Origin of the sequence: Hydrogenophaga sp. NFH-34 (genome assembly GCF_021401345.1) — a bacterium.
GTDB lineage: Bacteria > Pseudomonadota > Gammaproteobacteria > Burkholderiales > Burkholderiaceae_C > Hydrogenophaga > Hydrogenophaga electricum.
In genome coordinates this window covers 134,699-157,534 of sequence record NZ_JACBGE010000008.1, presented here as the reverse complement: position 1 = coordinate 157,534, position 22,836 = coordinate 134,699, and the positions used below count along the sequence as shown (strand labels likewise).

Annotated in this window: 22 protein-coding genes and 2 pseudogenes; 20 read left to right on the top strand and 4 right to left on the bottom strand. The window is 67.2% G+C overall.

Translation table 11 applies throughout. The features are described 5' to 3' along the window. The first annotated feature begins 3 nt into the window (after positions 1–3). The 6 genes from dmpH (at position 4) to L0977_RS09775 (ending at position 4,942) form a co-directional block, all read left to right on the top strand. Positions 4–792, top strand: a complete 789-nt coding sequence (dmpH, locus tag L0977_RS09800) for a 2-oxo-3-hexenedioate decarboxylase (protein WP_234264679.1) — start codon at positions 4–6, stop codon at positions 790–792. Positions 793–810: 18 nt separating this feature from the next. Further along, entirely contained in the window at positions 811–1,002 is a 192-nt protein-coding gene (locus tag L0977_RS09795; RefSeq protein ID WP_234264678.1) for a 2-hydroxymuconate tautomerase, read from the top strand. A 121-nt stretch (positions 1,003–1,123) separates the two neighbouring features. Next, a complete protein-coding gene (locus L0977_RS09790; RefSeq protein WP_234264677.1) occupies positions 1,124–2,041 on the top strand; it encodes an acetaldehyde dehydrogenase (acetylating) in 918 nt (305 codons plus the stop codon). 14 nt (positions 2,042–2,055) lie between these two features. Next, on the top strand, positions 2,056–3,096 hold the full coding sequence (dmpG, locus tag L0977_RS09785; RefSeq protein WP_234264676.1) for a 4-hydroxy-2-oxovalerate aldolase: 1,041 nt from the start codon (positions 2,056–2,058) through the stop codon (positions 3,094–3,096). A 29-nt stretch (positions 3,097–3,125) separates the two neighbouring features. Further along, the gene (locus L0977_RS09780; protein ID WP_326491061.1) at positions 3,126–4,106 is read left to right on the top strand and encodes a Bug family tripartite tricarboxylate transporter substrate binding protein; all 981 of its coding nucleotides are present in this window, start codon (positions 3,126–3,128) and stop codon (positions 4,104–4,106) included. Continuing rightward, on the top strand, positions 4,106–4,942 hold the full coding sequence (locus L0977_RS09775) for a 2-keto-4-pentenoate hydratase (protein WP_234264674.1): 837 nt from the start codon (positions 4,106–4,108) through the stop codon (positions 4,940–4,942). Before L0977_RS09780 ends, L0977_RS09775 begins: the two co-directional genes overlap by 1 nt. 23 nt (positions 4,943–4,965) lie before the next feature. On the opposite strand, the gene L0977_RS09770 is transcribed toward L0977_RS09775, so the two are convergent. Then, positions 4,966–5,895, bottom strand: a complete 930-nt coding sequence (locus L0977_RS09770; protein ID WP_234264673.1) for a LysR family transcriptional regulator — start codon at positions 5,893–5,895, stop codon at positions 4,966–4,968. 98 nt (positions 5,896–5,993) lie between these two features. Between L0977_RS09770 and L0977_RS09765 the strand changes: the two genes are divergently transcribed. Genes L0977_RS09765 through L0977_RS09755 form a run of 3 tightly spaced genes read left to right on the top strand, consistent with a single transcriptional unit; the run spans position 5,994 to position 8,642 of the window. Further along, the gene (locus L0977_RS09765; RefSeq protein WP_234264672.1) at positions 5,994–6,854 is read left to right on the top strand and encodes a VOC family protein; all 861 of its coding nucleotides are present in this window, start codon (positions 5,994–5,996) and stop codon (positions 6,852–6,854) included. After that, positions 6,854–7,540: a class II aldolase/adducin family protein gene (locus L0977_RS09760; RefSeq protein ID WP_234264671.1), complete on the top strand. Its 687-nt coding sequence runs from the start codon at positions 6,854–6,856 to the stop codon at positions 7,538–7,540. The genes L0977_RS09765 and L0977_RS09760 overlap by 1 nt, the downstream gene beginning before the upstream one ends. 55 nt (positions 7,541–7,595) lie before the next feature. Continuing rightward, positions 7,596–8,642, top strand: coding sequence for a TRAP transporter substrate-binding protein (locus L0977_RS09755; protein ID WP_234264670.1), 1,047 nt, complete (start codon positions 7,596–7,598; stop codon positions 8,640–8,642). A 113-nt stretch (positions 8,643–8,755) separates the two neighbouring features. Here L0977_RS09755 and L0977_RS09750 read toward each other — a convergent pair whose 3' ends face one another. Continuing rightward, positions 8,756–9,466 carry a GntR family transcriptional regulator gene (locus L0977_RS09750; protein ID WP_234264669.1) on the bottom strand — a complete coding sequence of 237 codons (711 nt, stop codon included), beginning with the start codon at positions 9,464–9,466 and terminating at the stop codon, positions 8,756–8,758. A 172-nt stretch (positions 9,467–9,638) separates the two neighbouring features. On the opposite strand from L0977_RS09750, the gene L0977_RS09745 reads away from it, so the two are divergent. From L0977_RS09745 to L0977_RS09735, 3 genes are read left to right on the top strand one after another with little or no spacing between them, the layout of a single operon-like run. Then, positions 9,639–11,099: an NAD-dependent succinate-semialdehyde dehydrogenase gene (locus tag L0977_RS09745; RefSeq protein ID WP_234264668.1), complete on the top strand. Its 1,461-nt coding sequence runs from the start codon at positions 9,639–9,641 to the stop codon at positions 11,097–11,099. Between the two features lie 16 nt (positions 11,100–11,115). Continuing rightward, positions 11,116–11,574 carry a carboxymuconolactone decarboxylase family protein gene (locus tag L0977_RS09740; RefSeq protein WP_234264667.1) on the top strand — a complete coding sequence of 153 codons (459 nt, stop codon included), beginning with the start codon at positions 11,116–11,118 and terminating at the stop codon, positions 11,572–11,574. 27 nt (positions 11,575–11,601) lie between these two features. Continuing rightward, a complete protein-coding gene (locus L0977_RS09735) occupies positions 11,602–12,576 on the top strand; it encodes a Bug family tripartite tricarboxylate transporter substrate binding protein (protein WP_234264666.1) in 975 nt (324 codons plus the stop codon). 6 nt (positions 12,577–12,582) lie between these two features. On the opposite strand, the gene L0977_RS09730 is transcribed toward L0977_RS09735, so the two are convergent. Then, positions 12,583–14,379 carry a sigma-54-dependent Fis family transcriptional regulator gene (locus L0977_RS09730; protein WP_234264665.1) on the bottom strand — a complete coding sequence of 599 codons (1,797 nt, stop codon included), beginning with the start codon at positions 14,377–14,379 and terminating at the stop codon, positions 12,583–12,585. Between the two features lie 280 nt (positions 14,380–14,659). Here L0977_RS09730 and L0977_RS09725 point away from each other — a divergent pair, with 280 nt between their 5' ends. The 5 genes and pseudogenes from L0977_RS09725 to L0977_RS09705 all read left to right on the top strand — a co-directional run. Continuing rightward, positions 14,660–15,664: a PDR/VanB family oxidoreductase gene (locus L0977_RS09725; RefSeq protein WP_234264664.1), complete on the top strand. Its 1,005-nt coding sequence runs from the start codon at positions 14,660–14,662 to the stop codon at positions 15,662–15,664. Positions 15,665–15,734: 70 nt separating this feature from the next. After that, entirely contained in the window at positions 15,735–16,847 is a 1,113-nt protein-coding gene (locus L0977_RS09720; protein WP_234264663.1) for an aromatic ring-hydroxylating dioxygenase subunit alpha, read from the top strand. Positions 16,848–16,986: 139 nt separating this feature from the next. Then, the gene (locus L0977_RS09715; RefSeq protein ID WP_234264662.1) at positions 16,987–17,328 is read left to right on the top strand and encodes a helix-turn-helix domain-containing protein; all 342 of its coding nucleotides are present in this window, start codon (positions 16,987–16,989) and stop codon (positions 17,326–17,328) included. A gap of 28 nt (positions 17,329–17,356) precedes the next feature. Then, positions 17,357–17,926, top strand: coding sequence for a HipA domain-containing protein (locus tag L0977_RS09710; protein WP_326491060.1), 570 nt, complete (start codon positions 17,357–17,359; stop codon positions 17,924–17,926). 82 nt (positions 17,927–18,008) lie between these two features. Further along, positions 18,009–18,518, top strand: a pseudogene (locus tag L0977_RS09705) (IS5/IS1182 family transposase); the annotation flags it as partial. A 119-nt stretch (positions 18,519–18,637) separates the two neighbouring features. On the opposite strand, the pseudogene L0977_RS09700 reads toward L0977_RS09705, so the two are convergent. Continuing rightward, a pseudogene (locus L0977_RS09700) lies at positions 18,638–19,109 on the bottom strand (integrase); the annotation flags it as partial. 261 nt (positions 19,110–19,370) lie between these two features. Here L0977_RS09700 and L0977_RS09695 point away from each other — a divergent pair. Genes L0977_RS09695 through L0977_RS09685 form a run of 3 tightly spaced genes read left to right on the top strand, consistent with a single transcriptional unit; the run spans position 19,371 to position 22,836 of the window. After that, on the top strand, positions 19,371–20,978 hold the full coding sequence (locus tag L0977_RS09695; RefSeq protein ID WP_234264660.1) for an ABC transporter substrate-binding protein: 1,608 nt from the start codon (positions 19,371–19,373) through the stop codon (positions 20,976–20,978). Further along, positions 20,963–21,979 (top strand): ABC transporter permease, encoded by a 1,017-nt coding sequence (locus L0977_RS09690; protein ID WP_234264659.1) that lies wholly within the window; start codon positions 20,963–20,965, stop codon positions 21,977–21,979. The genes L0977_RS09695 and L0977_RS09690 overlap by 16 nt, the downstream gene beginning before the upstream one ends. Next, positions 21,976–22,836, top strand: coding sequence for an ABC transporter permease (locus L0977_RS09685; RefSeq protein WP_234264658.1), 861 nt, complete (start codon positions 21,976–21,978; stop codon positions 22,834–22,836). Before L0977_RS09690 ends, L0977_RS09685 begins: the two co-directional genes overlap by 4 nt.

The window sequence follows — 22,836 nt, the reverse complement described above, 5'->3', positions numbered from 1 at the left end:
ACCATGAAACTCGACAAAGCCACCATCGACGCCCTGGCCGAGCACCTGGAGAACTGCCAGCTGCAGGCCAAGGACACCACCAAGATCACCGACGACCACCCAGCGATGGATTGGGAAGACGCCTACGCGATCCAGGCCGCCCTCCTCGCGCGCAAGCAATCGCGCGGCCTCAAAATCGCGGGCCTCAAAGCAGGCCTGACCTCGTTCGCCAAGATGAAGCAGATGGGTGTGAGCTCGCCCGTGTTCGGCTGGATGACCGAGGACTACGCCGTGCCGCACGGCGGTGAGGTGAAAACCAGCGAACTCATCCACCCCAAGGTGGAGCCCGAGATCGCCTTCGTGCTCAAGAAACCGCTCAGCGGCCCGGGCTGCCACATCGGCACCGTGCTGGCCGCGACCGACTTCGTGCTGCCCGGCATCGAGGTGATTGACAGCCGCTACCGCGACTTCAAGTTCGACCTCAAGAGCGTGATCGCCGACAACACCTCGGCCGCGCGCTTCGTGGTCGGCGGCCAGCCCATGAAGGTGGATGGCCAGGACCTGCGCACCGTCGGCATCGTGATGGAGAAGAACGGCCAGCCCGTGGCCTTCGGCGCCGGCGCCGCCGTGCTCGGCCATCCGGCCACCGCGATCGCCATGCTGGCCAACCACCTGGGCGCGCGCGGCGAAGAAATCCCCGCCGGCACGCTGATCCTGTCCGGCGGCATCACCGAGGCGGTGTCCGTCGCTGCGGGCGACTCTGTGACCCTGAAGGTGCAGGGCATGGGCAGCACCGGACTGCGCTTCATCTGAACCCCGAGGAGAACCGCCATGCCATTTGCCCAGATTTACATGATCGAAGGCCGCACCGAAGACATGAAGCGCGCCGTGATCGAGAAGGTCAGCGCCGCGCTGGTCGAAGCCACCAACGCGCCCAAGGAAACGGTGCGCGTCTGGATCACCGAAGTGCCCAACACCAACTGGGGCATCGCCGGCGTCACCGCCAAAGACCTGGGGCGATAAAGAAACACCCCGCGCGCCGCTTCGCGTCACCCCCCTTGAAAGGGGGGCGGCACCAGAGGCCCGGCAAAGCCGGTTCCTCGGTGCCCCTGGACAACGTCCCCCTCCTACAGGTAGCCATCACATGACTCAGCGAAAGATCAAATGCGCCCTCATCGGGCCCGGCAACATCGGCACCGACCTGCTGGCCAAGCTGCAACGAAGCCCGGTGCTCGAACCGGTGTGGATGGTCGGTATCGACCCGAATTCCGACGGCCTCAAGCGCGCCCGCGAGATGGGCATCAAGACCACTGCCGAGGGCGTGGACGGGCTGATCCCGCACATGAAGGCCGACGGTGTGCAGATCGTTTTCGACGCCACCAGCGCCTACGTGCACGCCGAGAACTCGCGCAAGGTCAATGAACAGGGCGCGATGATGATCGACCTCACGCCCGCCGCCATTGGCCCCTACTGCGTGCCGCCCGTGAACCTCAAGCAGCACGTCGGCCAGCGCGAAATGAACGTGAACATGGTCACCTGCGGTGGCCAGGCCACGATCCCGATGGTGTACGCCGTGTCGCGGGTTCAGCCAGTAGCCTACGGCGAGATCGTCGCCACGGTGTCGTCCAAATCGGTGGGCCCCGGCACGCGCAAGAACATCGACGAGTTCACCCGCACCACGGCCGGCGCGGTCGAGAAGGTCGGCGGCGCCAAGAAGGGCAAGGCCATCATCATCATCAACCCGGCCGAGCCGCCGCTGATCATGCGCGACACGGTGCACTGCCTGGTCGAAGGCACGCCCGACGAGGCCGCGATCACGAAATCGGTGCACGACATGATCAAGGAAGTGCAGAAGTACGTGCCGGGCTACCAGCTGGTCAACGGCCCGGTGTTCGACGGCCAGCGCGTCTCGATCTTCCTGGAGGTCGAAGGCCTGGGCGACTACCTGCCCAAGTACGCCGGCAACCTGGACATCATGACCGCCGCCGCCGCGCGCACCGCGGAAATGTTTGCCGAAGAAATCCTGGCCGGCAAGCTCACGCTCGAAGCCGTGGCCGCCTGAAGGAGAAACCCACCATGAGCCCCAAAAAGATCACCCTGCACGACATGACCCTGCGCGACGGGATGCACCCCAAGCGCCACCTGATGACGCTCGATCAGATGAAGAGCATCGCCTGCGGCCTGGACGCCGCCGGTGTGCCGCTGATCGAAGTCACGCACGGCGACGGCCTGGGCGGCTCCAGCGTCAACTACGGCTTCCCGGCCCACAGCGACGAGGAATACCTGGGCACCGTGATCCCGCTGATGAAGCAGGCCAAAGTCTCGGCCCTGCTGCTGCCCGGCATCGGCACCGTCGACCACCTGAAGATGGCGCACGGCCTGGGCGTGCACACCATCCGCGTGGCCACGCACTGCACCGAGGCCGACGTCAGCGAGCAGCACATCACCTACGCGCGCAAGCTCGACATGGACACCGTCGGCTTTCTGATGATGGCCCACATGAACAGCCCCGAGGGCCTGGTCACGCAGGCCAAGCTGATGGAGAGCTACGGCGCCAACTGCATCTACATCACCGACTCGGCCGGCTACATGCTGCCCGCCGACGTGAAGGCCCGCCTGCAGGCGGTACGCGACGCGCTCAAGCCCGAAACCGAACTCGGCTTTCACGGCCATCACAACCTGGCCATGGGCGTGGCCAACTCGGTCGCTGCCATCGAGTGCGGCGCCAACCGCATCGACGCCGCCGCCGCCGGCCTGGGCGCGGGCGCGGGCAACACGCCGATGGAAGTGCTGGTCGCCGTGCTCGACCGCATGGGCGTGCAGACGGGTGTGGACGTCTGGAAGATCCAGGACGTGGCCGAAGACCTCGTCACCCCCATCATGGACTTCCCGATCCGCATCGACCGCGACGCGCTCACGCTGGGCTACGCCGGCGTGTACGGCAGCTTCCTGCTGTTCGCCAAGCGCGCGGCGGTCAAGTACGGCCTGTCGGCGCGCGACATCCTGGTCGAACTCGGCCGCAAGAAGATGGTCGGTGGCCAGGAAGACATGATCGAAGACACCGCGATCACCATGGCCCGCGCACGCGACGCCCAGGCCCAGAAAAAAGCCGCCTGAAAACACCCCAAGAAGAGACAAAACCCATGATCGATCGCCGACAGTTCATCGCCGCCACCGCCGTCACGGGCCTCACCCTCGCGCCCGCCACCGGCTGGTCGCAGGACGCCTACCCCAACCGCCCGGTCAAGCTGGTCGTGCCCTTCCCGCCCGGCGGGCCGACCGACATCATGGGGCGCACCGCGGCCAAGGCCATGGGCGACGTTCTCGGCCAGTCCTTCGTGGTCGAGAACAAGGCCGGCGCGGGCGGCAACATCGGCACCGACGCGGTGGCCAAGGCCGCGCCAGACGGCCACACCATCGGCCTGTCGGCCATCAGCAGCCTGGCCATCGCGCCCCATCTGTACGACAAGCTGCCGTTCCAGGTAGAGAAGGACTTTGCTCCCATTTCGCTCGTCGGCACCACTCCCTGCGTGGTCGTGGTGCACCCCAGCGCGCCCTTCACCGACCTCAAGGGCCTGGTCGCCTATGCCAAGGCCAACCCGGGCAAGCTCGGCTACGCGACCTCGGGCATCGGCACCAGCAACCACCTGGCCGCCGAGCTGCTGCAGTCGGTCGCCAGCATCGAGCTCCTGAACGTGCCCTACAAGGGTTCCAGCCAGATCGTTCCGGACCTGCTCTCGGGCACCGTGATCATGAGCATGGAAAGCTCGCTGGCCACCACGTTGCAGCACATCCGCAGCGGCAAGCTCAAGGCCCTGGCCGTCACCTCGCCGGCGCGCGCCAAGGCCCTGCCGGACGTGCCCACGGTGGCCGAGTCCGGCTACCCCGGCTTCGCCGTGGAGACCTGGTTCGGCCTGATCGCCCCGGCCGCCACCCCACCTGCCGTGGTGCAGAAACTGCACGACGCCTGGGCCAAGGGCGCCAAGACCGCCGAGGCCCAGGCCGCGTTCGACAACATCTCGGGCAACCTGCGCGTCACCACGCCGCAGGAGTTCGGCGCCTTCATCAAGGCCGAGAACCAGCGCTGGGGCGACCTGATCCGCAAGCTGAACATCAAGGCGGGTTGATGGCACCCGGAGCCGGCGACCCGCACCCAGATCGCCGGGGCGTTGACACATCTGCCGTGGCGCAGGCGGCCGAGCGCATCTGGGCCGCTCGCCGGGCCGGGCGCACGCTGGACGCCGAAGCCACCATCGGCTCGCCCGACCTCGCCACCGCCTACGCCATCCAGCGTGCGCTGGTCGCCCTGCGTCTGGCCGTCGGCGAACGGGTCATCGGCTGGAAGCTCGGCTACACCTCGGCAGTGATGCGTCGGCAGATGGGCATCGACCGACCCAACATCGGGCCGCTGACCGACCGCATGTGCCTCGCATCAGGCGACGCGGTGGCCGAGCACCTGGTGCAACCGCGCGTCGAGCCCGAAATCGGCGTGCGCCTGGGCACCGCGCTCGACGCCCGGCGAGGCCCGGTCGACCGCCACACCGTGGCCGCCGCCGTGGAAGGCGCCTACGCCTGCCTCGAAGTCGTGCACTCGACCTGGACCGGCTACCGCTTCAACCTCGAACAGAACACCGCCGACAACTCCTCGGCCGGCCAGGTCGTGATCGGCCCGCGGCTCCCGATTACCGATCTGATGGCGCTCGACACGGTGGCGGTTCGGCTGTCCGATGGGGCCACCGAACTGGGCCAGGGCAAGGGCGCCGACGCCGACGGCCACCCGCTGGACGCGGTGGCACGACTGGCGCGGGCGCTGGCGGCTTTCGACCAGCGGCTGGAGGCCGGCGATCTCGTGATCACCGGCGGGCTCACGGCCGCATGCCCGCTGGCAACAGGCGGGCAGCTGTCTGCCACGTTTTCGTTTGCGGACGCGCGGTCGGTGCAGGTGTCCGTTGCCCGCCGCTGAGATGGCTGCGCGCGCACAGCGCGTTACCGGGCGGTACGGCTTTCATCAAACAGTTCCGCGATGACCCGGCGCAGCCAGATCACGCTCGGGTCGCGGTGCACGCGCGCATGCCACTGCAGCGTGATGGGCATCTCCGGGCTGGCCACGGGCAGCGGCCGCGCCACCAGTTGCTTGCGCCCGACCTGGATGGCGCTCACCAGGCGGCTCGGCAAGGTCAGCAGCAGGTCGGACTCGCTCAGCACCGAGGTCAGCCCCAGCGCATGTGCCGCCGTGAAGGTGACATCGCGCTGCCGGTTCTGCGTTTTCAGCACCTTGTCCAGCACCTGTTTGAGCGACTGGTAGGTCACGCCGCCGGGCCGGTAGTCCACGTGTTTGGCGTTGAGGTAGGCACTTCGCGTCAGCCGCCGTTGCGACAGCGGGTGGTCCTCCCGCATCAGCACCAGGAACACCTCCTTGAACAGCACCTGCCGGTGAAAGTCGAGGCCGAAGGCGGGCCAGTTGCCGAACACCAGGTCGATGGCGCCACCTTCCATGCCCCGGCGTCCGTCCTCGGGGCTGGCGTCCACGGTTTCGAAGCGCACGTTCGGCGCCAACGGCGCCACCCGGGCCAGCAGTTCTGGCATCAACACCATCTGGGCCAGATCACTGGCCATGATACGGAACAGGCGCGTGGACTGCGCCGGATCGAACGCGGTCTCGGTCGCCAATGCGGACTGAATGTCTGCCATGCCCGGCCCGATCAGGTCGATCAGGTCCTGCGCCCGCGCGGTGGCCTGCATGCCGTCGGCACACCGCACAAACAAGGGATCCGCAAAGACCGTGCGCAGCCGGCGCAAGGCGTTGCTGACGCCCGACTGCGTCATGCCCAGCTCGTCCGCCGCACGCGACACATTGCGCGTGGCGTGCACCGCGCACAGCACGCGCAAGAGGTTCAGGTCCACGTCGGTTTTCATCCTCGGTATTTTCAGGGCAAATACCCAGGATCACCCCAGGTGTTAGGTCCTCAACCCCTTGCGTCGGTAGATTCACCGGGCCAACAACAGGAGACAAGATGATCAACCTCAGAGACATTCTCTACGTGCGCCTGGGCACGCGCGATCTGGATGCTGCGCAAAAATTCTGCACCGAGATCGTGGGCTTGCAGGCCGTGGAGCGGACCGCCGACCGGCTCTACCTCAAGAGCAGCGCCAGCCACCACGCGGTCTGCTACTTCCAGGGCGAACCGGGCGACCACACCGTGGCCTTCGACATCAAGGACTGGAGCCAGCTCGGTGCCGCGCTCGCGCAACTGCAGTCGGCCGGCGTGCCCTGCGGGCAAGGCACCGCCGAAGAAGCGGCCGACCGGCATGTGGAGGCCTTCATCTGGTTCAACGACCCCACGGGCAACCGCATCGAAATCGTCGCCCGGCCACACGACGCGGGCAAGCGCTACTTCCCCTCGCGCGATGCCGGGATCACCGGCCTCGGCCATGTGGGCCTGTGCACCACCGACCCGGCGCGCGACCAGGCGTTCTGGCTGCAGCACTTCAACGCCATGGTCAGCGACTGGATCGGCCCCTGCCCACTGCTGCGCGTCAACCCGCGGCACCACCAGATGGCGCTGTTCGCGTCGCAGCGCAAAGGCATCCAGCACATCAACTTCCAGGTCGCCGAGATCGACGACATCATGAAGTCGTGGTACTTCCTCCAGAGTCAGGACATCCGCATCGTCTTCGGCCCCGGCCGCCACCCCACATCGGGCGGCAACTTCGTCTACTTCGAAGGCCATGACGAGGTGATCTTCGAGTACTCCAACAGCGACCGGCACATCGTCGGCGACCTGGAGAACTACCGCCCCCGCCAGTTTCCGCTGCATCCCACGTCGTTCTGCATGTGGGGCTCCAAGCCCGACATTGCGGAGTTCCGCGATTGATGGCCGCGCCGCAAGCCACCGAGCTGACCGTGCGCCGCATGGCGCGCGCGCTGGGCAACAACGGTCTGTCCGGGCCGTTCGGCCACTGCAGCGTGCGGCTCGACACCGACCACTTGCTGGTGTGCGCCGCCCGCCCCATGGCCATGGTCGGCGTGGGCGAAGCCGGCACGGTGGTGCCGGTGAAAGGCGCGCTGCCGGCCGGTGTGTTGGGCGAGGTGCGGTTGCACCAGCAGATCTACCGGCGCCGGCCCGACGTGCAGGCCATCTGCCGCTTCATCCCGCCGCAGATCACCGCGCTCGCCGCGCTGGGCCGCGTGCCGCGTGCGCGCCACGGTTTTGGCAGCTACTTCCAGACCGACATTCCCCTGTGGCCAGACGCCGCGCTGGTGCGCAACGACACCGCGGCCGAACAGGTGGCCGCCTTGCTGGGGCCGCACCCGGCCCTGGTCCTGAACGTGAACGGTGCCGTCACCGTGGCCGAAACGCCCGAGCGCGCCGTGGCCCTGGCCTGGTTTCTGGAAGACGCCGCGCGCGTGGAGCTGGCCGCCCTGTCGAGCGGCCTGGCCGACACCGCGCCCGTGCTGGGCACCGAAGTGGCCGCCCAACGCGCCACCTGGGACGGCCGCATTGCCGAGCGGGTGTGGGAATACCTGCTGCGCAACGACCCCGAGCCCCTTCCCCCCTGATTCCCCTGGCCTCGATTCCCTTCCACAAAAAGTTCTGACAACACCGGAGACAACCATGAACCCACGCATCCCCCCAACCTTGCGCCTGCTGGGCGCGCTGGCCACCGCCGTCCTGCTGGGCACGGCCGCACAGGCCGAAGAGATCACCCTCAAGGTCCACCACTTCCTGCCGGCGGGCGCGCCCATCCAGGCCAAGGTGCTGGAGCCCTGGTGCGCCAAGATCGCCAAGGAATCGGGCGACCAGATCAAGTGCAAGATCTTCCCGTCCATGCAACTGGGCGGGACGGCGCCACAGCTGTACGACCAGGTCAAGGATGGCATGGTCGACGTGATCTGGACCATTCCCGGCTACACGCCCGGGCGCTTCCTGGTGACCGAAATCTTTGAACTGCCGTTCATGATGACCACGCCCGAGGCCACCAGCCGCGCGCTGTGGGAGTTCCAGACCCGCTACAACGCGGCCGAATACCGCGAAGTGAAGCCGCTGGCCTTTCACATGAACGGCCCCGGCAACTTCTACACCCGCAGCAAACCCATCCAGAGCCTGGCCGACTTCAAAGGCTTGAAGATGCGCGGTGCCACGCGCCAGACCACCAAGATGCTGGCAGCCCTGGGCGCCACCCCGGTGGGCATGCCCCTGCCCGCCGTGACCGAAGCGCTGTCCAAAGGCGTGATCGACGGGGCGCTGACGCCCTACGAAGTGGTGCAGGCCACCAAGATGCACGAGCTGACCAAGTTCACCACCGAAAGCGACCCCAAGTCCAACGCGGTGTATGCGCAGGTGTTTGTGCTGGCCATGAACAAAGCCCGCTACGAAAGCCTGCCCGCCGACCTGAAGAAAGTGATCGACGCCAACAGCGGCGCGGCGTTTTCCGCCTGGGTCGGCAAGATGATTCACGAAGCCGACGTGCCCGGCCGCAAGCTGGTGCAACAGGCCGGCAACCCGATCTACACGCTCTCGGCCAGCGAACTGCAAACCTGGAAAAAGGCCACCGACCGGCTGGACGACGAACTGGTGACCGAGATCGGCAAGCGCGGGCTGGACGGTGCGGCGCTGCTCCAATCGGCGAAGGAGTTGATTGAGAAAGCCCAGGGACAGTGAGGTGAGGGTTGGCGCAACGCCGACCTGATGCGGCGCGGGCAGGTCTCTGGAGAGACTGCCCGTTTTCTTCGCCCTCGCGCGGACCATCCCCGCGCGCTCAGGGTGATCCCGGCTTAGAGCAGGTGCTGGCGATGCAGAGCGTCCCGCACATATTGTGCTGAGCGCTCGATGTGCCGGCGCAGCAGATCGCAGGCCAGATCGGCCTCCCTGGCCACGCTGGCTTCAACGATTTTCTGGTGCTCGTCCTGCACACTCTGGTCCACCGCCTGGTTGGCCAGAAAGAGACGGCGGTACCGGTCGCCGCGGTCGTTGAGCATGCTGCAGAACTGCAAGAGCAGCGGCATGCGGCACGCCGACAGGAGCGACATGTGGAGCTGGCGGTGCAGCCGCTCCCACCGCTCCACCCGCTGCGAGCCTTCCTGGGTCTTCTCCTGCCGCGACAGCATGAGATAGGCCGTGGTCACCTTGGTTTCCCAGGCGTCGTCGCCGTGCTGGATCGAATCCCGCAGCGCCTTGGGCTCCAGGTCGGCACGCAGCGACACCACTTCCGAGAGGTTGTCCGCCGACACCGGCGCCACCCGTACCCCGCGCTGGTCCTCGATCAGCAGCAACCCCTCGGACCCCAGACGGGAAATCGCCTCCCGCAACGGGCTCAGGCTCACGCCATAGCGGTCCCGCAGCTCCTCCAGCCGCAGACGCTGACCGGGCAGCAGGTCGCCCGCCAGCACTTCATTCCGCAGCTTCTCGACCAAGGTTGTTGCCAGGGTCGCACGGGGGCGACCGGCGGGGTCATCGCGCTCGCCTGGGGTCGGAGCATCTGTCATGAGCGCTTTCAGCAGGAAGTCGAGGGGGAGGGATCGGCCTCGCATTTTAGGGCTCGGTGTAAACCATAGATTGGAAAATCGATTATTCATGAATAATCGATTTAAACACCCGATGCCCAGCGACCCAGAACGCCGCATCCCCACACATCCCACCCCGAAAGGAACGTATCGCATGGACTATGTCCCGCTCAAGTTGTTGATCGATGGCCAGTGGCTGGACGGCGGAGGCCGCCAGACGATGGATGTGATCAACCCCGCCACGGAAGCGGTGCTGGGCACCTTGCCTGTGGCCACCCAGGCCGACGTCCAGGCCGCCGCGGCTGCGGCACATCGCAGCTTTCCGGCCTGGCGCGACACCTCGGCCTATGAGCGCGCCAAGATCCTGTGGCGCGCCGGAGACATCCTGCGGGGCCGGGTGGAGCACATCGCCCGGCTGATGACCCTGGAACAGGGCAAGCCGCTGGACCAGGCGCGCCAAGAAGTGACCCATCTGCCCGACATGCTGGTCTGGCATGCCGAGGAAGCGCGCCGGATCTACGGCCGCACGATCCCGGCCCGCGACCTCGCACACCGCCAGATCTCAGCTCGCGAACCCATCGGCCCGGTCGCCGCGTTCACGACCTGGAACTACCCGGCCATGATCCCCATGAAAAAGATCTGCGCCATCCTGGCCTCGGGCTGCACCTGCGTGGCCAAGCCGGCCGAAGAGACGCCGGCAAGCACCATGGAGATCATCCGCGCCTTTGTCGATGCCGGATTGCCTCCCGGCGTGCTGAACATGGTGCTTGGCGCGCCGGCACAAACCTCGAGCCTGCTGGTCTCGCTGCCGGAAATCCGGGGCATTTCCTTCACCGGCTCCACGGTGATCGGGCGGCAACTGGCCGAACTGGCCGGCCGCCATCTCAAACGCACCGTGATGGAGCTGGGTGGTCATGCGCCCGTCATCGTGATGGACGACATCCAGGACGTACAGGCACTGGCCCGCACCGCGGTGCTGCGCAAGTTCCGCAACGCCGCGCAGGGCTGCGTCAACCCGAGCCGGTTTTTTGTCCACGAAAAAATCTACGACCAGTTTCTCGACGCCTTCGTGGCCGCGACCCGGGCCATCGTTGTGGACGACGGATTCGCGCCCGGCGCCGGCATGGGGCCCCTGGCCCATGCGCGGCGGCTGCCGGCCATGCAGCACTGTGTGCAGGACGCGCTGGACCGGGGTGCCACGCTCGTGTGTGGCGGGGCGCGAATCGACCGCCCCGGCTATTTCTGGGCCCCGACGGTGCTGACCGATGTCCCGACGTCGGCGCTCGTGATGAACGAGGAACCGTTCGGGCCGGTGGTGCCGATCAACCGGTTCAGCGACGTGGAAGAAGCCATTGCCGAGGCCAACCGGCTGCCGGTCGGTCTGGCCGCCTACGCCTTCACCAACTCCACCGCCTGGGCGCACCGATTCGGCCGGCGGCTGGAAGCGGGCATGGTGGCCATCAACTCGTTCGCCTTCGGTGCCGCCAACGCGGCCAGCACCCCCGAGGTCCCTTTCGGCGGCATCAAGGACAGCGGCTTTGGCTCCGAATGCGGCAGCGAAGGCATCGAGGCCTATCTGAACGTCAAGTTCATCAGCGAATACGAACAGGTGTGAACACAGGAGCCCCCGCATGATCCCCACACGCATCGACAAAGACATCGTCCGCCATCGCATCGGCGAATACGCAGACGACCAGCATCCGGTCGGAGAACGCGAAAAGGTGTACGAGGAACTGATCGGGTTTGTGCCGCCGCGCATCGAAGCCCGCATGGCGGTGACCGGCGCCCTCGACCCCACGCTGCTCGACCTGCAGGAGCGCATGCGGGCGCATGCGATGTACCCCAAGTGTTTCGATACACGAACCTCTCAGCTGATGCTGTTCGGGATGCTGTTGATGGATGGCAGCGATGCCGCCGTGCTGCATGGCATCGCTGCCCGACGAGCCGGCGCGACCTGGGAAGAAATGCAGGCCGTCGTCAGCCTGTGCTTCCTGTTCCGGGGCCTGTCCGCCGCCAACAAGGGCGCCGAGACGCTGGCCCACATTGCCCGGCACGAAGAAGCGAAAGCCACCGCCCCCACCCGGGGCTGATCACCCACACCACAAAAGGAGACCACCATGTCGTTGCATCGCCGAAACGTTCTCGCCAGCCTGGCACTTCTGGTGCCCGCCCTCTCGTCGATGGCGGACAGCTATCCGAGCCGGCCCATCCGCATGATCGTGCCGTTTCCTCCCGGTGGCCCGGTGGATCTGACGGCCAGGCTGATCGGCAAGACCCTCAGCGAGACGCTGGGCCAGCCGGTCGTGATTGAAAACAAGAGTGGCGCTGGCGGCGTGGTGGGAACGGAGCAGATCGCCAAGGCGCCGGCCGACGGCTACACCATCGGCATGGGCACCATCGCCAGCCTGGGCATCAACCCGGGCCTGATGGAGCGAATGCCTTTTGGTGTGCCACAGGACTTCACGCCCATCACCAACGCATCGGCCACCTCGGGCGTGATCCTGGCCACCAAGGATGCCCCCTTCGACGACCTCAAAGGCCTGGTCGCCTATGCCAAAGCGAACCCGGGCAAGGTCACCTACGCTTCTGCGGGCCTCGGCTCGGTCGGGCACATGGTGGGCGAATCGCTGAACCATGCCGCAGGCATCCGCATGACGCACGTCCCCTACCGCGGCACCACCCCGGCGGCGCAGGACCTGCTCGCCGGCAGCGTGACGCTGTTCATCGAAACATCGCTGAGCACCGCCTTGACCTACCTGCCCACCGGCAAGATCAAGGCCATCGCGCTCACGCGCAAGGAACGCTCGCCCCTGCTGCCCGACGTCCCGGGCATGCGGGAGGCGGGCTTCCCGGAAATCGACAGCCCGGCCTGGTTCGGCGTTGTCGGCCCCGCCGGCCTGCCGCCTGCGGTGGTCGAAAAACTCAACAAGGCCATTCACGCCAGTCTGCAGGACAAGCAGATCACCGAACAGCTTGCCAAGTTCGGTGCCGAACCGGTGCCCAGCTCGCCCGAGCAATTCAAGACCTACATCGAGCAGGAAATCGTGCGCTGGAAACAGGTCGTGAAACAGGCCAACATCAAGCCGATGTGACCGGCCTCAGCCCCCGGCTTCACGCCGCTTGATGCGGTACTCCACCTGACCGCGCCGCAGCTGCAGCAGCCGCGCCACCGCCGACACGTTGCCGCCGCAGCGATCGATGGCGCGGTCGATCAGCATGGCCTCGATGTCGGTGAACGCGGCCTGCTGGTCCAGCAGCCGATCCACCAGGCTGGGCAGGTCGCCCGCCGAATCGCCGCCAGGCTCCGGGAAGCCGGGCGCGGCGTGGCCATGCCCGGCGGCGCGCACCAGATCGCCCGCCGGCCCCAGGCCCCAGGTGGTGCCGCGCAAGGTCTCGCCGCCGGCAAAGAGGTGCTGCACGTCGATGCTGCCGCCCGCTTCCGCGAGGATGACGCCGCGTTCGATCATGTTTTCCAGCTCGCGCACATTGCCCGGCCAGTCGTAGTCCCACAGCGCGGCATAGGCCTGCGGGCTCAGGCCCTTCACGTCCTTGCCGCAGCGGCGCACGCTGCGGTCCAGGAACAGCGCCACCAGCAGCGGGATGTCTTCCAGCCGCTCGCGCAGCGGCGGGATCTCGATCGGAAACACATTGAGGCGGAAGAACAGGTCGGTGCGAAAGCGCCCTTCGCTGACTTCCTTGCGCAGGTCGACGTTGGCGGCGGCGACGATGCGCACGTCGGCCCGCCGCACTTCGGTACCACCCACCCGTTCGAACTCCCGCTCCTGGATCGCGCGCAGCACCTTGCCCTGTGCGGGCAGGCTCAGGCTGGCGATTTCGTCGAGAAACAGCGTGCCGCCATCGGCGCGCTCGAAGCGCCCGGGCCGCGCGCGGTCGGCGCCGGTATACGCCCCGCGCTCGACCCCGAACAGTTCGGCCTCGACCAGGTTGGCGGGAATGGCGGCGCAGTTGATGGTGATCATCGGCCCCGCGGCGCGCGGGCTGATGGAGTGCAGCGCCCGCGCGAAACATTCCTTGCCCACGCCGCTCTCGCCCCGAAACAGCACGGTCGAATGGGTGGGCGCCACGCGGCGCACCAAGTGTGCCACCGCGCGAAACCCGGCCGAGGTGCCGACGAAGCCGCCCAGATTCTCACCAGGGTCGGCCACCGCGCCCGCGGGCGCGGCCCGGGGCTGACCTGCCGATGCCGCGGCGGCAGTATGAGCCCCCGGCACCGACCACGAACGGCGGCGCCCCACGCGATCCACGAAGGTGTCGACCTGCAGGTAGTCGGTGTCGTCTTCGCCGTCCTGCAGCGCTTCGGATTGCCATTCCACCAAGGGCCGGCCAATGACGCGGCAGCGCGCATGCCCCATGGCCACGCACTCCACTTCGCGCCAGTGGATGGGCATGCCGGTCACGGCGGTGCAATAGCCATCGGCGTAGCCCACCATGGTCCAGCAGGCCGGTGAACCGCTCACGCCGCAATGCGCCAGGTGGGCCTGCGCCTCCCAGCTCGCGCTCCAGTAGTAGTCGCCCCAGAACTGGCCCTGCGCGATGTCGACCTGCATCGCATCGACCGGCTGGTTGCGCACAAAGCCTTCCATCTCGCGCAAGCGCGGCCCCAGCGCCAACGCGTCGGCGGGGTCGGCACGGCCCAGTTGTTCGCGCACCCGCTGGCCGTCGTCAAAGCCCTGCTGGTAGCCCAGCCGCATCATGAGCGCGCGCGTTTTCGCGGTGCCGAGGCTGACGATGAGTTCGCGCCGCAGTTCGGCAAACGACTCGGCCTGCATCAGCAGCATGCGCTGGTCGAACAGCTGGATGTGGCCGGCGTCGGGCGAGAAATGCAGGTGACCCGCCAGCAGTTTGGCGGGGTCGATGGCAGCGGTCTGGAGCATGGTGGCGTGGGGTGTCGAAAAGGTCGGCAACCGTTCTTGAGCGCCGCATCGGTTTCAGCAATTCCCGAAATCGGCGTCAGCCGGTGTTTCCGCAAATCCTGAAGACCGGCCCTCTCCCACGCCATCATGGTTTACCCCCGCTTCGCCGAAAACCGTTGCGCGACAAGGGCTTGCCGATGGCCTCCACGCCGTTCGCGCGATGGCACAAGGTTTGCACAGCAAGGCCACAAAGGCCGCGCCCAACGGGTGGTGCAGCGGCCATCACAACGACGGAGACAACATGACCAACCCGACAGCCGACGCAGCGAGCGGCCTGCTGCGCGTGCGCGTGTCGCACCGCGAGGTGCAGGCCGAGGACGTGGTGGCGCTCACCCTGGTGCCCACCGACGAAGCCCCCGATGCGTTGCCCGCCTTCGACGCCGGCGCCCACATCGACCTGCACCTGCCGAACGGCCTGGTGCGCCAGTACTCGCTGTGCAACGCGCCGCACGAGCGCGGCCACTACCTCGTCGCCGTGCTGCGCGAGCCCGCCGGGCGCGGCGGCTCGGCCTGCGTGCACGAGGCCCTGCACGCCGGCACCACGTTGCCCATCAGTCGGCCCCGCAACGCTTTTGCACTGGCCCCCTGCCCGCACACCTTGCTGCTGGCCGGTGGCATCGGTCTCACGCCGCTGCTGGCCATGGCCGAACAGCTCTGGGCAGAGCAGCGGTCTTTTGCACTGCACGTCTGCGCCCGCTCCGCCGCGCGGCTGCCGTTCCGCCAGCGTTTGCTTGCGGCTCCATGGTCCGCACACGTGCGCCTGCACCACGACGACGGGCCGCCCCCGCAAAAGCTCGATGCGCACACGCTGCTCAGCCAGTCACCGCCCGGCACCCAGGTCTGGGTGTGCGGCCCGGCGGGCTTCATCGGCCATGTGCGTGATCGCGCGCAGGCACTGGGCTGGCCGGCCAACCGCGTGCACGCCGAACACTTTGCCGCGGCGCCCGGTCATGCGGCGGGCGCGCAGGCGGCAGACGGGGCGTTCACCGTCGAGTGGCAGCCCACGGGCCAGCGGGTGCCGGTGCCACCGGGCACCAGCGTGGCGCAGGCCCTGGAGGCCGCCGGCATTGCGCTGGCGCTGTCGTGCGAACAGGGCATCTGCGGCAGTTGCAGCGTGCGGCTGGTGGCCGGCGAGCCCGACCACCGCGACCAGTTCTACACCGCGGCGGAACACGCCGACCCCGGCCACTTCACGCCCTGCTGTTCGCGCTCGCGCAGCCCGCTGCTGGTGCTGGCGCACCACTGAAACCGCATCCCCCTTTCCCCCACCCGGCCGGCAACGGCCTTCATTCCCGCAAGCACAAACAGGAGACAACATGGACGCCCCCACCCGAACCACCACCCCGATCCCCATCTACACCCACCCCAGCGGCAACCCCGTGGGCAAGCCGGACACGCCCTATCTGCTGAACTGCTGGTACGTCGCCGCCATGTCGCGCGAGCTGGGCGCCGAAGCCCTGCTCACGCGCCAGTTGCTCGACACCTCGGTGCTGATGTACCGCAAGGCCGACGGCACGCCCGTGGCCATGCACGACCGCTGCCCGCACCGCTTCGTGCCCCTCTCGATGGGCGAGCGCCACGGCGACGACGTGGTGTGCAAGTACCACGCACTGCGCTTCGACTGCAGCGGCCAATGCACGCACAACCCGCACGGCACCGGGCGCATTCCCGCCGCCGCCAAGGTCCGCACCTTCCCGCTGCTGGAGAAGTACGGCTTCGTCTGGATCTGGATGGGCGACGGGCCGGCCGACGCGGCAAAGCTGCCCGACTTTTCCGAACTCGACAACGGCCCGGCCACCGGCGTGGCGCACACCTACATGCCGATGAAGGCGAACTACGAGCTGATCATCGACAACGTGATGGACCTGAGCCACATCGACCACGTGCACGGCGAGATCATCACCACGCGCGGCCAGCTCTCGCCGCTGATCCCGCCGGTCAAGGAAGAGAACGACACCGTCAACGTGCGCTGGGAATGGCGCCAGACCCCGGCCATGATGATCTTCGCCAACTTCCTGCCCGATCCGGCGGCCGAGGCGCGCGGTTTCTTCGACATCACCTGGAGCGCGCCGGCCAACATCCAGTTGAGCGTGGGGGCGATCCAGGGCGAGGGCGCGCTCGACCTGAACGACACCGTGGGGCAGTACGACCTGCACACCTGCACCCCCGCCAGCGCCACCGAAACCCACTACTTCTTTGCCACACGGCGCAACCACATCGTGGACGACGGCGAGTACAACCAGATGAAGATCGAGGCCATGCACAACGCCTTCGTCACCGAAGACGGCCCCATCATCGAAGCCGTGCAGAAGGAGATGAACACGAGCGACTTCTTCTCGCTCAACCCGGTGCTGATGAGCAACGACGCGGCACCCGTGCGGGTGCGGCGCCTGCTGGCGCGGCTGATTGCGCAGCAGAGTCGGGGCTGATCGCCCGGGGGGCCAGCGCTGGCGAAGCCTTGGGGCGCGGCATCCTGGCTGCATCGCTCTGCGCGCCGTGAATAGGTGTTTTCGTTGTTTTGGCAATGTTATTGCCAATGATTTCATTGCCATTACAACGATTCCGCCCATGATCTTCCAATGCCCAGCGCGCGCCCCTGCCCCCCGCAGCACCTCGCCTGCCCGCGCCACCCCCGTGGTGGGGGGCAGCGCGCTGCAAGACCTCGGCGTGCGGCTCACCCTGGCCCACAAGCTGCGTGGGCTGACACAGGAACAGCTGGGCCATCTGGCCGATGTCTCCACGTCCACCGTCCGCGCGCTGGAAGCCGGCGCCGAGGGCGTGGCCATGGTCAACTTCTTCAAGGTGCTGCAGTCGCTGGGCCTCTTGGGTCAGGTGGCTCAACTGCTCGATCCGCGCCACGACCCTGAAACCCTGGCCTACGCCGAACGCCGGTTGAGGGCACCCCGATGACGGCGACGGTGGTCACGCCGGTCAGGGTCTGCGGCTGGACGCCACGCGCGGCGACCCGGAGCGCTCGTACCTGGCCCTGGCCAACCGCCTGCGCATCTGGACCCGCCACACGGCGACCGACCGCACAGCCGACCACGCCGAACGCCTGCACGCACAACTGGCCGAGCTGTGGAAGCGCGTGGCCTTCAACGCCCTGGTCGGCAACACCGACGACCACGCCCGCAATACCGGGCTGCTCTACGACAACATGGTCTGGGGCCTCTCACCCGCCTTCGACATCACCCCCCACCTGATCAGCCCGCTCCACCCGATCGAAGAAGGCCCCCTGCTGCTGCTCGCCACCGGCACCGACGGCCGCTCCGGCACCGGCCTCGCGCGGCTTGCCAACGCCGCGCACCGCATGGGCCTGGACCGCGACGAGGCCATGCAATGGCTGACCGACACCGCAGGGCTGGTGGCGCAGCGGTGGGAAGCCCTGCTGCGCGAAGCGGCTGCGCCCATCACCGAAGACCCGGCGCGCATGGAGCGGCTGGTGAACGATGTGCGGGCTTCGTTTGTTTATGCGGAGTGGGTGTCGACGACGTCAACAGCGCCTTGACTTCCGCATGCTTCGTTCGGGTTCGGTTTGATGTGCGGGTATGCAGCGAGGCTGTGTGAAAACCCTCTCAAGGCCTGCTCCCCTGATCGTGGCCCACGAGGTCACGAACAACGGCAGTGACCGCGCGCAACTGAGCCCGATGGCGCGGGCGGCGCGTGATTCGATGGGCAAGCGCCGGCTGAAAGCGATCGCCGACCGCGGCTAATACAGCGGCCCTGGGCTCAAGCCTCGCCAGGATGCCGGGGTTGCTGCGCCTGTTCCCAAGCCCATGACATCTAACGCGAGGTTCGAAGGCCGCTTCGACAAGACCGACTTCATCTACATCGCCCGCGACGATCAGTACCAATGCCCAGCAGGTCAGCGAGCGATCCGCCGCTTCAGCCGAGAAGAAGCTGGACTGCAAATCAGCCTCTACTGGACCAGTGCCTGCCCCACCTGTTCAACGACGGCGCAGTGCACGACGGGTGAGTACCGGCGCATCAGGCGTTGTGAGCACGAGGCGGTCTTGGACCAGACCCAGCAACGGCTGGACCGCATGCCCAGTGCAATGACCGTGCGAAAGGGCACCTTTGAACAAGCGATGCGCCTCCTGGGCGCATGAGGCGCCATCTGCGGTCGCTGCAGGGTGAAAAGGCGCCCCAAGTTTGCCTCGGAGATCAATCAGACGGGTCGCTGCCGCGACCAAGCCGAGAAAACCGCCTGAACGGCCGGCTTTCTCCGTCGCATGGAGTGCCTACCATCGTCGGCACGATCCAACCCCAGTTCATCCACCCAATGCCCAAGAATGCGAGCGTACTGCCGGGCTCCCAGATAGGGCGATTCGTGCGACCTGTTGGGGACAGAAAATCATCCGATCTCAAAGCAGCCTGCTTGATCCATGCCTGCAGCGCATCCCTGGTTGCTGCGGTGATCTCGCATTGCACCGGTCGCTGCGTCTTGTGCTGCATGACGATGGCTCGCGTGGCCATCTGATCTCCGTGGCAATCGTCACGCACCTTGAGGGCCACGAGGTCACACCCCCACAGTTTGCTGTCAATGCCGAGATTGAACAGCGCCAGCTCCCGTACACGACCTTGCATCTGAAGGCGCACGCGCAGCGCCCAAATGTCCTTCAGCTTGAAGGCGCTTTCTGCCCAACGATCTTCCCTTTGTTCCAAGGCTCACGACGAACGAAGCTACCCATGATGGTCTCCCATCGAGTTGAGGAACAGACAGCTTGCGCCCATGAGATTCCTCCATGTTGCTTTGGGTCAAGTCGCCATGGCGAAGAGATCACCCTCACTCGGTATACCACCTGGCGCACCGGTGGCTCTTTCTCACACTCCGCCTACGCCAGCAACGCCACAGCTCTCAAGCTGTTTGATGGGTGCCATGCAGATTACGAATATGTAATCTGTCATACTTCGGTTCTGCTTTTCACATTCTTTTCTTTCTGGAGCGCCGTATGTCCCGACCCGCCTTCCGGATCCGATCCGCCGTTGCCGCTGCCCTGCTGGGTGTTGTCGGCGTGTCTGCCCTCACGCTGTCACTGCCCGCTGAGGCCCAGGCCAAGAAGAGCCTGGTGCTGGCCATGGGCGCCGAGCCGGAAGACGGTTTTGATCCCATCAAGGGCTGGGGCGAACATGGTCCGCTGCTGTTCCAGTCGACCCTGCTCAAACGTGACGCCGACCTCAAGCTGGTGGCCGACCTGGCCACCGACTGGTCGGTGTCTGCTGACCGTCTGCGCTGGACGGTCAAGCTGCGCCCGGGTGTGAAGTTCTCGGATGGCCACCCCCTGACGGCCAAGGATGTGAAGTTCACCTACGACACCGCCAAGAACGCCGCTGGCACGCTGGACCTGACATTCATGGACCGTGTGGACACGCCCGATGACCAGACCGTGGTCTTCGTGCTCAAGACGCCTCGCATCACCTTCGTTCAGATGATGGTGTCGCTGGGCATCCTGCCGGCGCACGCCTACGGTGCGAACTACGCCAAGGCGCCACTCGGCTCCGGCCCGTTCCAGTTCGTGTCGATGACGCCCGGACAGCAGGTGATCATGGCGCCCAACCCGCACTACTACGGCACCCGCTCACCGTTCGAGCGCATCACCTGGCTGTTCACCGGTGAAGACGCCACCTTCGCCGCCGCGCGCTCGGGCCAGCTTGACGTGGCCGCCGTGCCGCCCGCCCTGGGCAAGGAGGTGCCGGCCGGCATGAAGCGCTTGGCCGCCAAGACCGTAGACAACCGCGGACTGGCCTTCCCGATGCAGCCCGTGACCGGCCGCAAGACCGAAAAGGGCGCGCCCATCGGCAACCCGGTCACCTCGGACCCGGCGATCCGCCAGGCGATCAACATCGCGGTGGACCGCAAGAAACTGGCCGAAGGCGCGCTCAACGGCTTTGCCACGCCAGCCTGGGGCGTGGCCGACGGCCTGGCCTGGGACAACCCCGCCGCGCGCCTGCCCGACGGTGACCTGGCCGGTGCCAAGGCCCTGTTGGCCAAGGCCGGATGGCGTGACAGCGATGGCGACGGCGTGCTGGAGAAAAACGGTGTGCCGGCCCGCTTCACCCTGCTGTACCCGGCGGGGCGGCAGGAGCGCCAGGCGCTGGCGCTGGCTGTGGCCGACATGGTGCGTCCGCTGGGCATCCGTATCGAACCCTCGGGCAAGAGCTGGGACGAAATCATGCCGCAGGCCCACAGCATGCCGGTGGTGTTTGGCTGGGGCAGCCACGACCCGCTGGAGATCGCGCAGCTCTACCACGGCAGCAACGCCGGCAAGGGCTTCTACAACACCGGCTTCTACGACAACCCGGTGGTCAACCAGCACCTGGACGCGGCGCAGAAGTCGGCCTCGTTCGAGGCTTCCATCCCGCACTGGAAAAACGCCATGTGGGACGGCAAGACCGGTTTTGGCATGCGCGGTGACGCCGCCTGGGCCTGGCTGGTGAACCTGGACCACGTCTACTTCGTGAGCAACTGCCTGGACATCGGCCCGCGCCAGATCGAACCCCATGGTCACGGCCTGCCCATCGCCTGGAACCTGGAAACCTGGAAGTGGACCTGCCGTTGAACACCGGACACCGCTTCTGGCCGCGCTGGCTGGTCTGGCGCGGCCTGCGGTTGCTGTGGCTGTTGCCGCTGGTGTGCGCGGGCGTGTTCACCCTGGTCACGCTCTCGCCCATCGACCCGGTGCGGGCGCTGGTCGGTGAAGAGCTGCTGCGCGTCTCGCCCGAACAGCGGCCGGCCATCGAGGCCAAGTGGGGGCTGAACGACCCGGCGCCCGAGCGCTTTGCCAAGTGGGCGGGCAACGCCCTGCAGGGCGATCTGGGCCAGTCGATGATCTACCAGCGGCCGGTGGCCGAGGTGCTGATGGAACGGGCCGGCGCCTCGCTGGCGCTGATGGGCATGGCCTGGCTGCTGGCGGGCACGCTGGGCTTCGGCCTGGGCATGGTCGCCGGGGTGCACGAAGGCGGCTGGCTGGACCGCGCCATCCGCAGCTACGCCTTCATGCTGGCCTCGGCGCCCACCTTCTGGCTGGCCATCGTGCTGCTCAATGTGTTTGCCGTGGCGCTGGCCTGGGCTCCCACCTGCTGCGCCGCGCCGCCGGGCCTGTTGCCTGAGGAGGTCACACTGGGCCAACGGCTTCAGCACCTGTTGCTGCCCGCCATCGCGCTGGGGCTGCTCGGGGTGGCGCAGGTCACGCTGCACACCCGCGACAAGGTGCGCGAGGTGCTGACCAGCGACTACGCGACCCTGGCCTATGCGCAGGGTGCGACGCGCTGGCAAGCCGCGCGCCGGCATGCGCTGCGCAACGCGGCCCTGCCGGCCATCACGCTGCAGTTTGCGCACCTGGGCGAACTGTTCGGTGGCTCGCTGCTGGCCGAAACGGTGTTCTCCTATCCCGGGCTGGGCCAGGCGGTGGTGCAGGCTGGCACGCGAGCCGACGCGCCGTTGCTGCTGGGCATCGCGGTGATGGCGGCCTTGTTCGTCTTCGCCGGCAACGCACTGGCCGACGCACTGTTGCTGCTGATCGATCCGCGCCAGCGCGCCGCCATGGAGCGCCGCACATGAACACCGCCACGCTGAACTCGGTTGCCGCCGTGCCGGTGTCCCGCACCGGCCATCGCTGGGCCATGCTCACCGGTACCGCGCTGGCCCTGGCCCTGTTGATCAGCATCGCCGTGGGCGCAGCCCTCTGGCCGGACGAAGGTCTGCACACCCATCTGGACGCGCGCAGCCTGCCGCCCGGTCCCGGCCATTGGTTCGGTACCGACCCGCTGGGCCGCGACGTGTTCACCCGCACCCTCAAGGGCCTGGCGCTGAGTCTGCAGGTGGGCCTGGCTTCGGCCACGCTGGCGACCCTGCTGGCGGTGTGCCTGGGCGTGCTGGCCGCGCTGCATCGCCGGCTCGATGCGGCCGTGGGCGTGCTGATCGATCTGGTGACCGCCATCCCGCACCTCGTGCTGCTGGTGCTGCTGTCCTTCGCGCTGGGCGGGGGTACACGAGGCGTGATCATTGCGGTGGTGCTCTCGCACTGGCCCACGCTGGCACGTGTGGTGCGCACTGAGGTGCGCCAGGTGCTGGCACAGGACTACATCGTTGTCACCCGGCAGCTGGGCGCATCGCGCGCCCACATCGTGTGGCGCCACCTGCTGCCCCACGTGCTGCCGCAGGCGCTGGTCGGCGGCGTGCTGCTGTTCCCGCATGCGATCCTGCACGAGGCCGGGCTGAGCTTCCTGGGCTTCGGGCTGGAGCCGCACCTGCCGGCCATCGGCATTCTGCTGTCCGAGGCCATGCGCACGCTCAGTGCGGGCTACTGGTGGCTGGGTCTTTGGCCCGGCCTGTGCCTGATGCTGATGGTGCTGAGTTTTGAGCGCGTGGGCTCGGCCCTGCGCCTGGTGACCGATCCGCGCCGCGCGCAGGAGTGA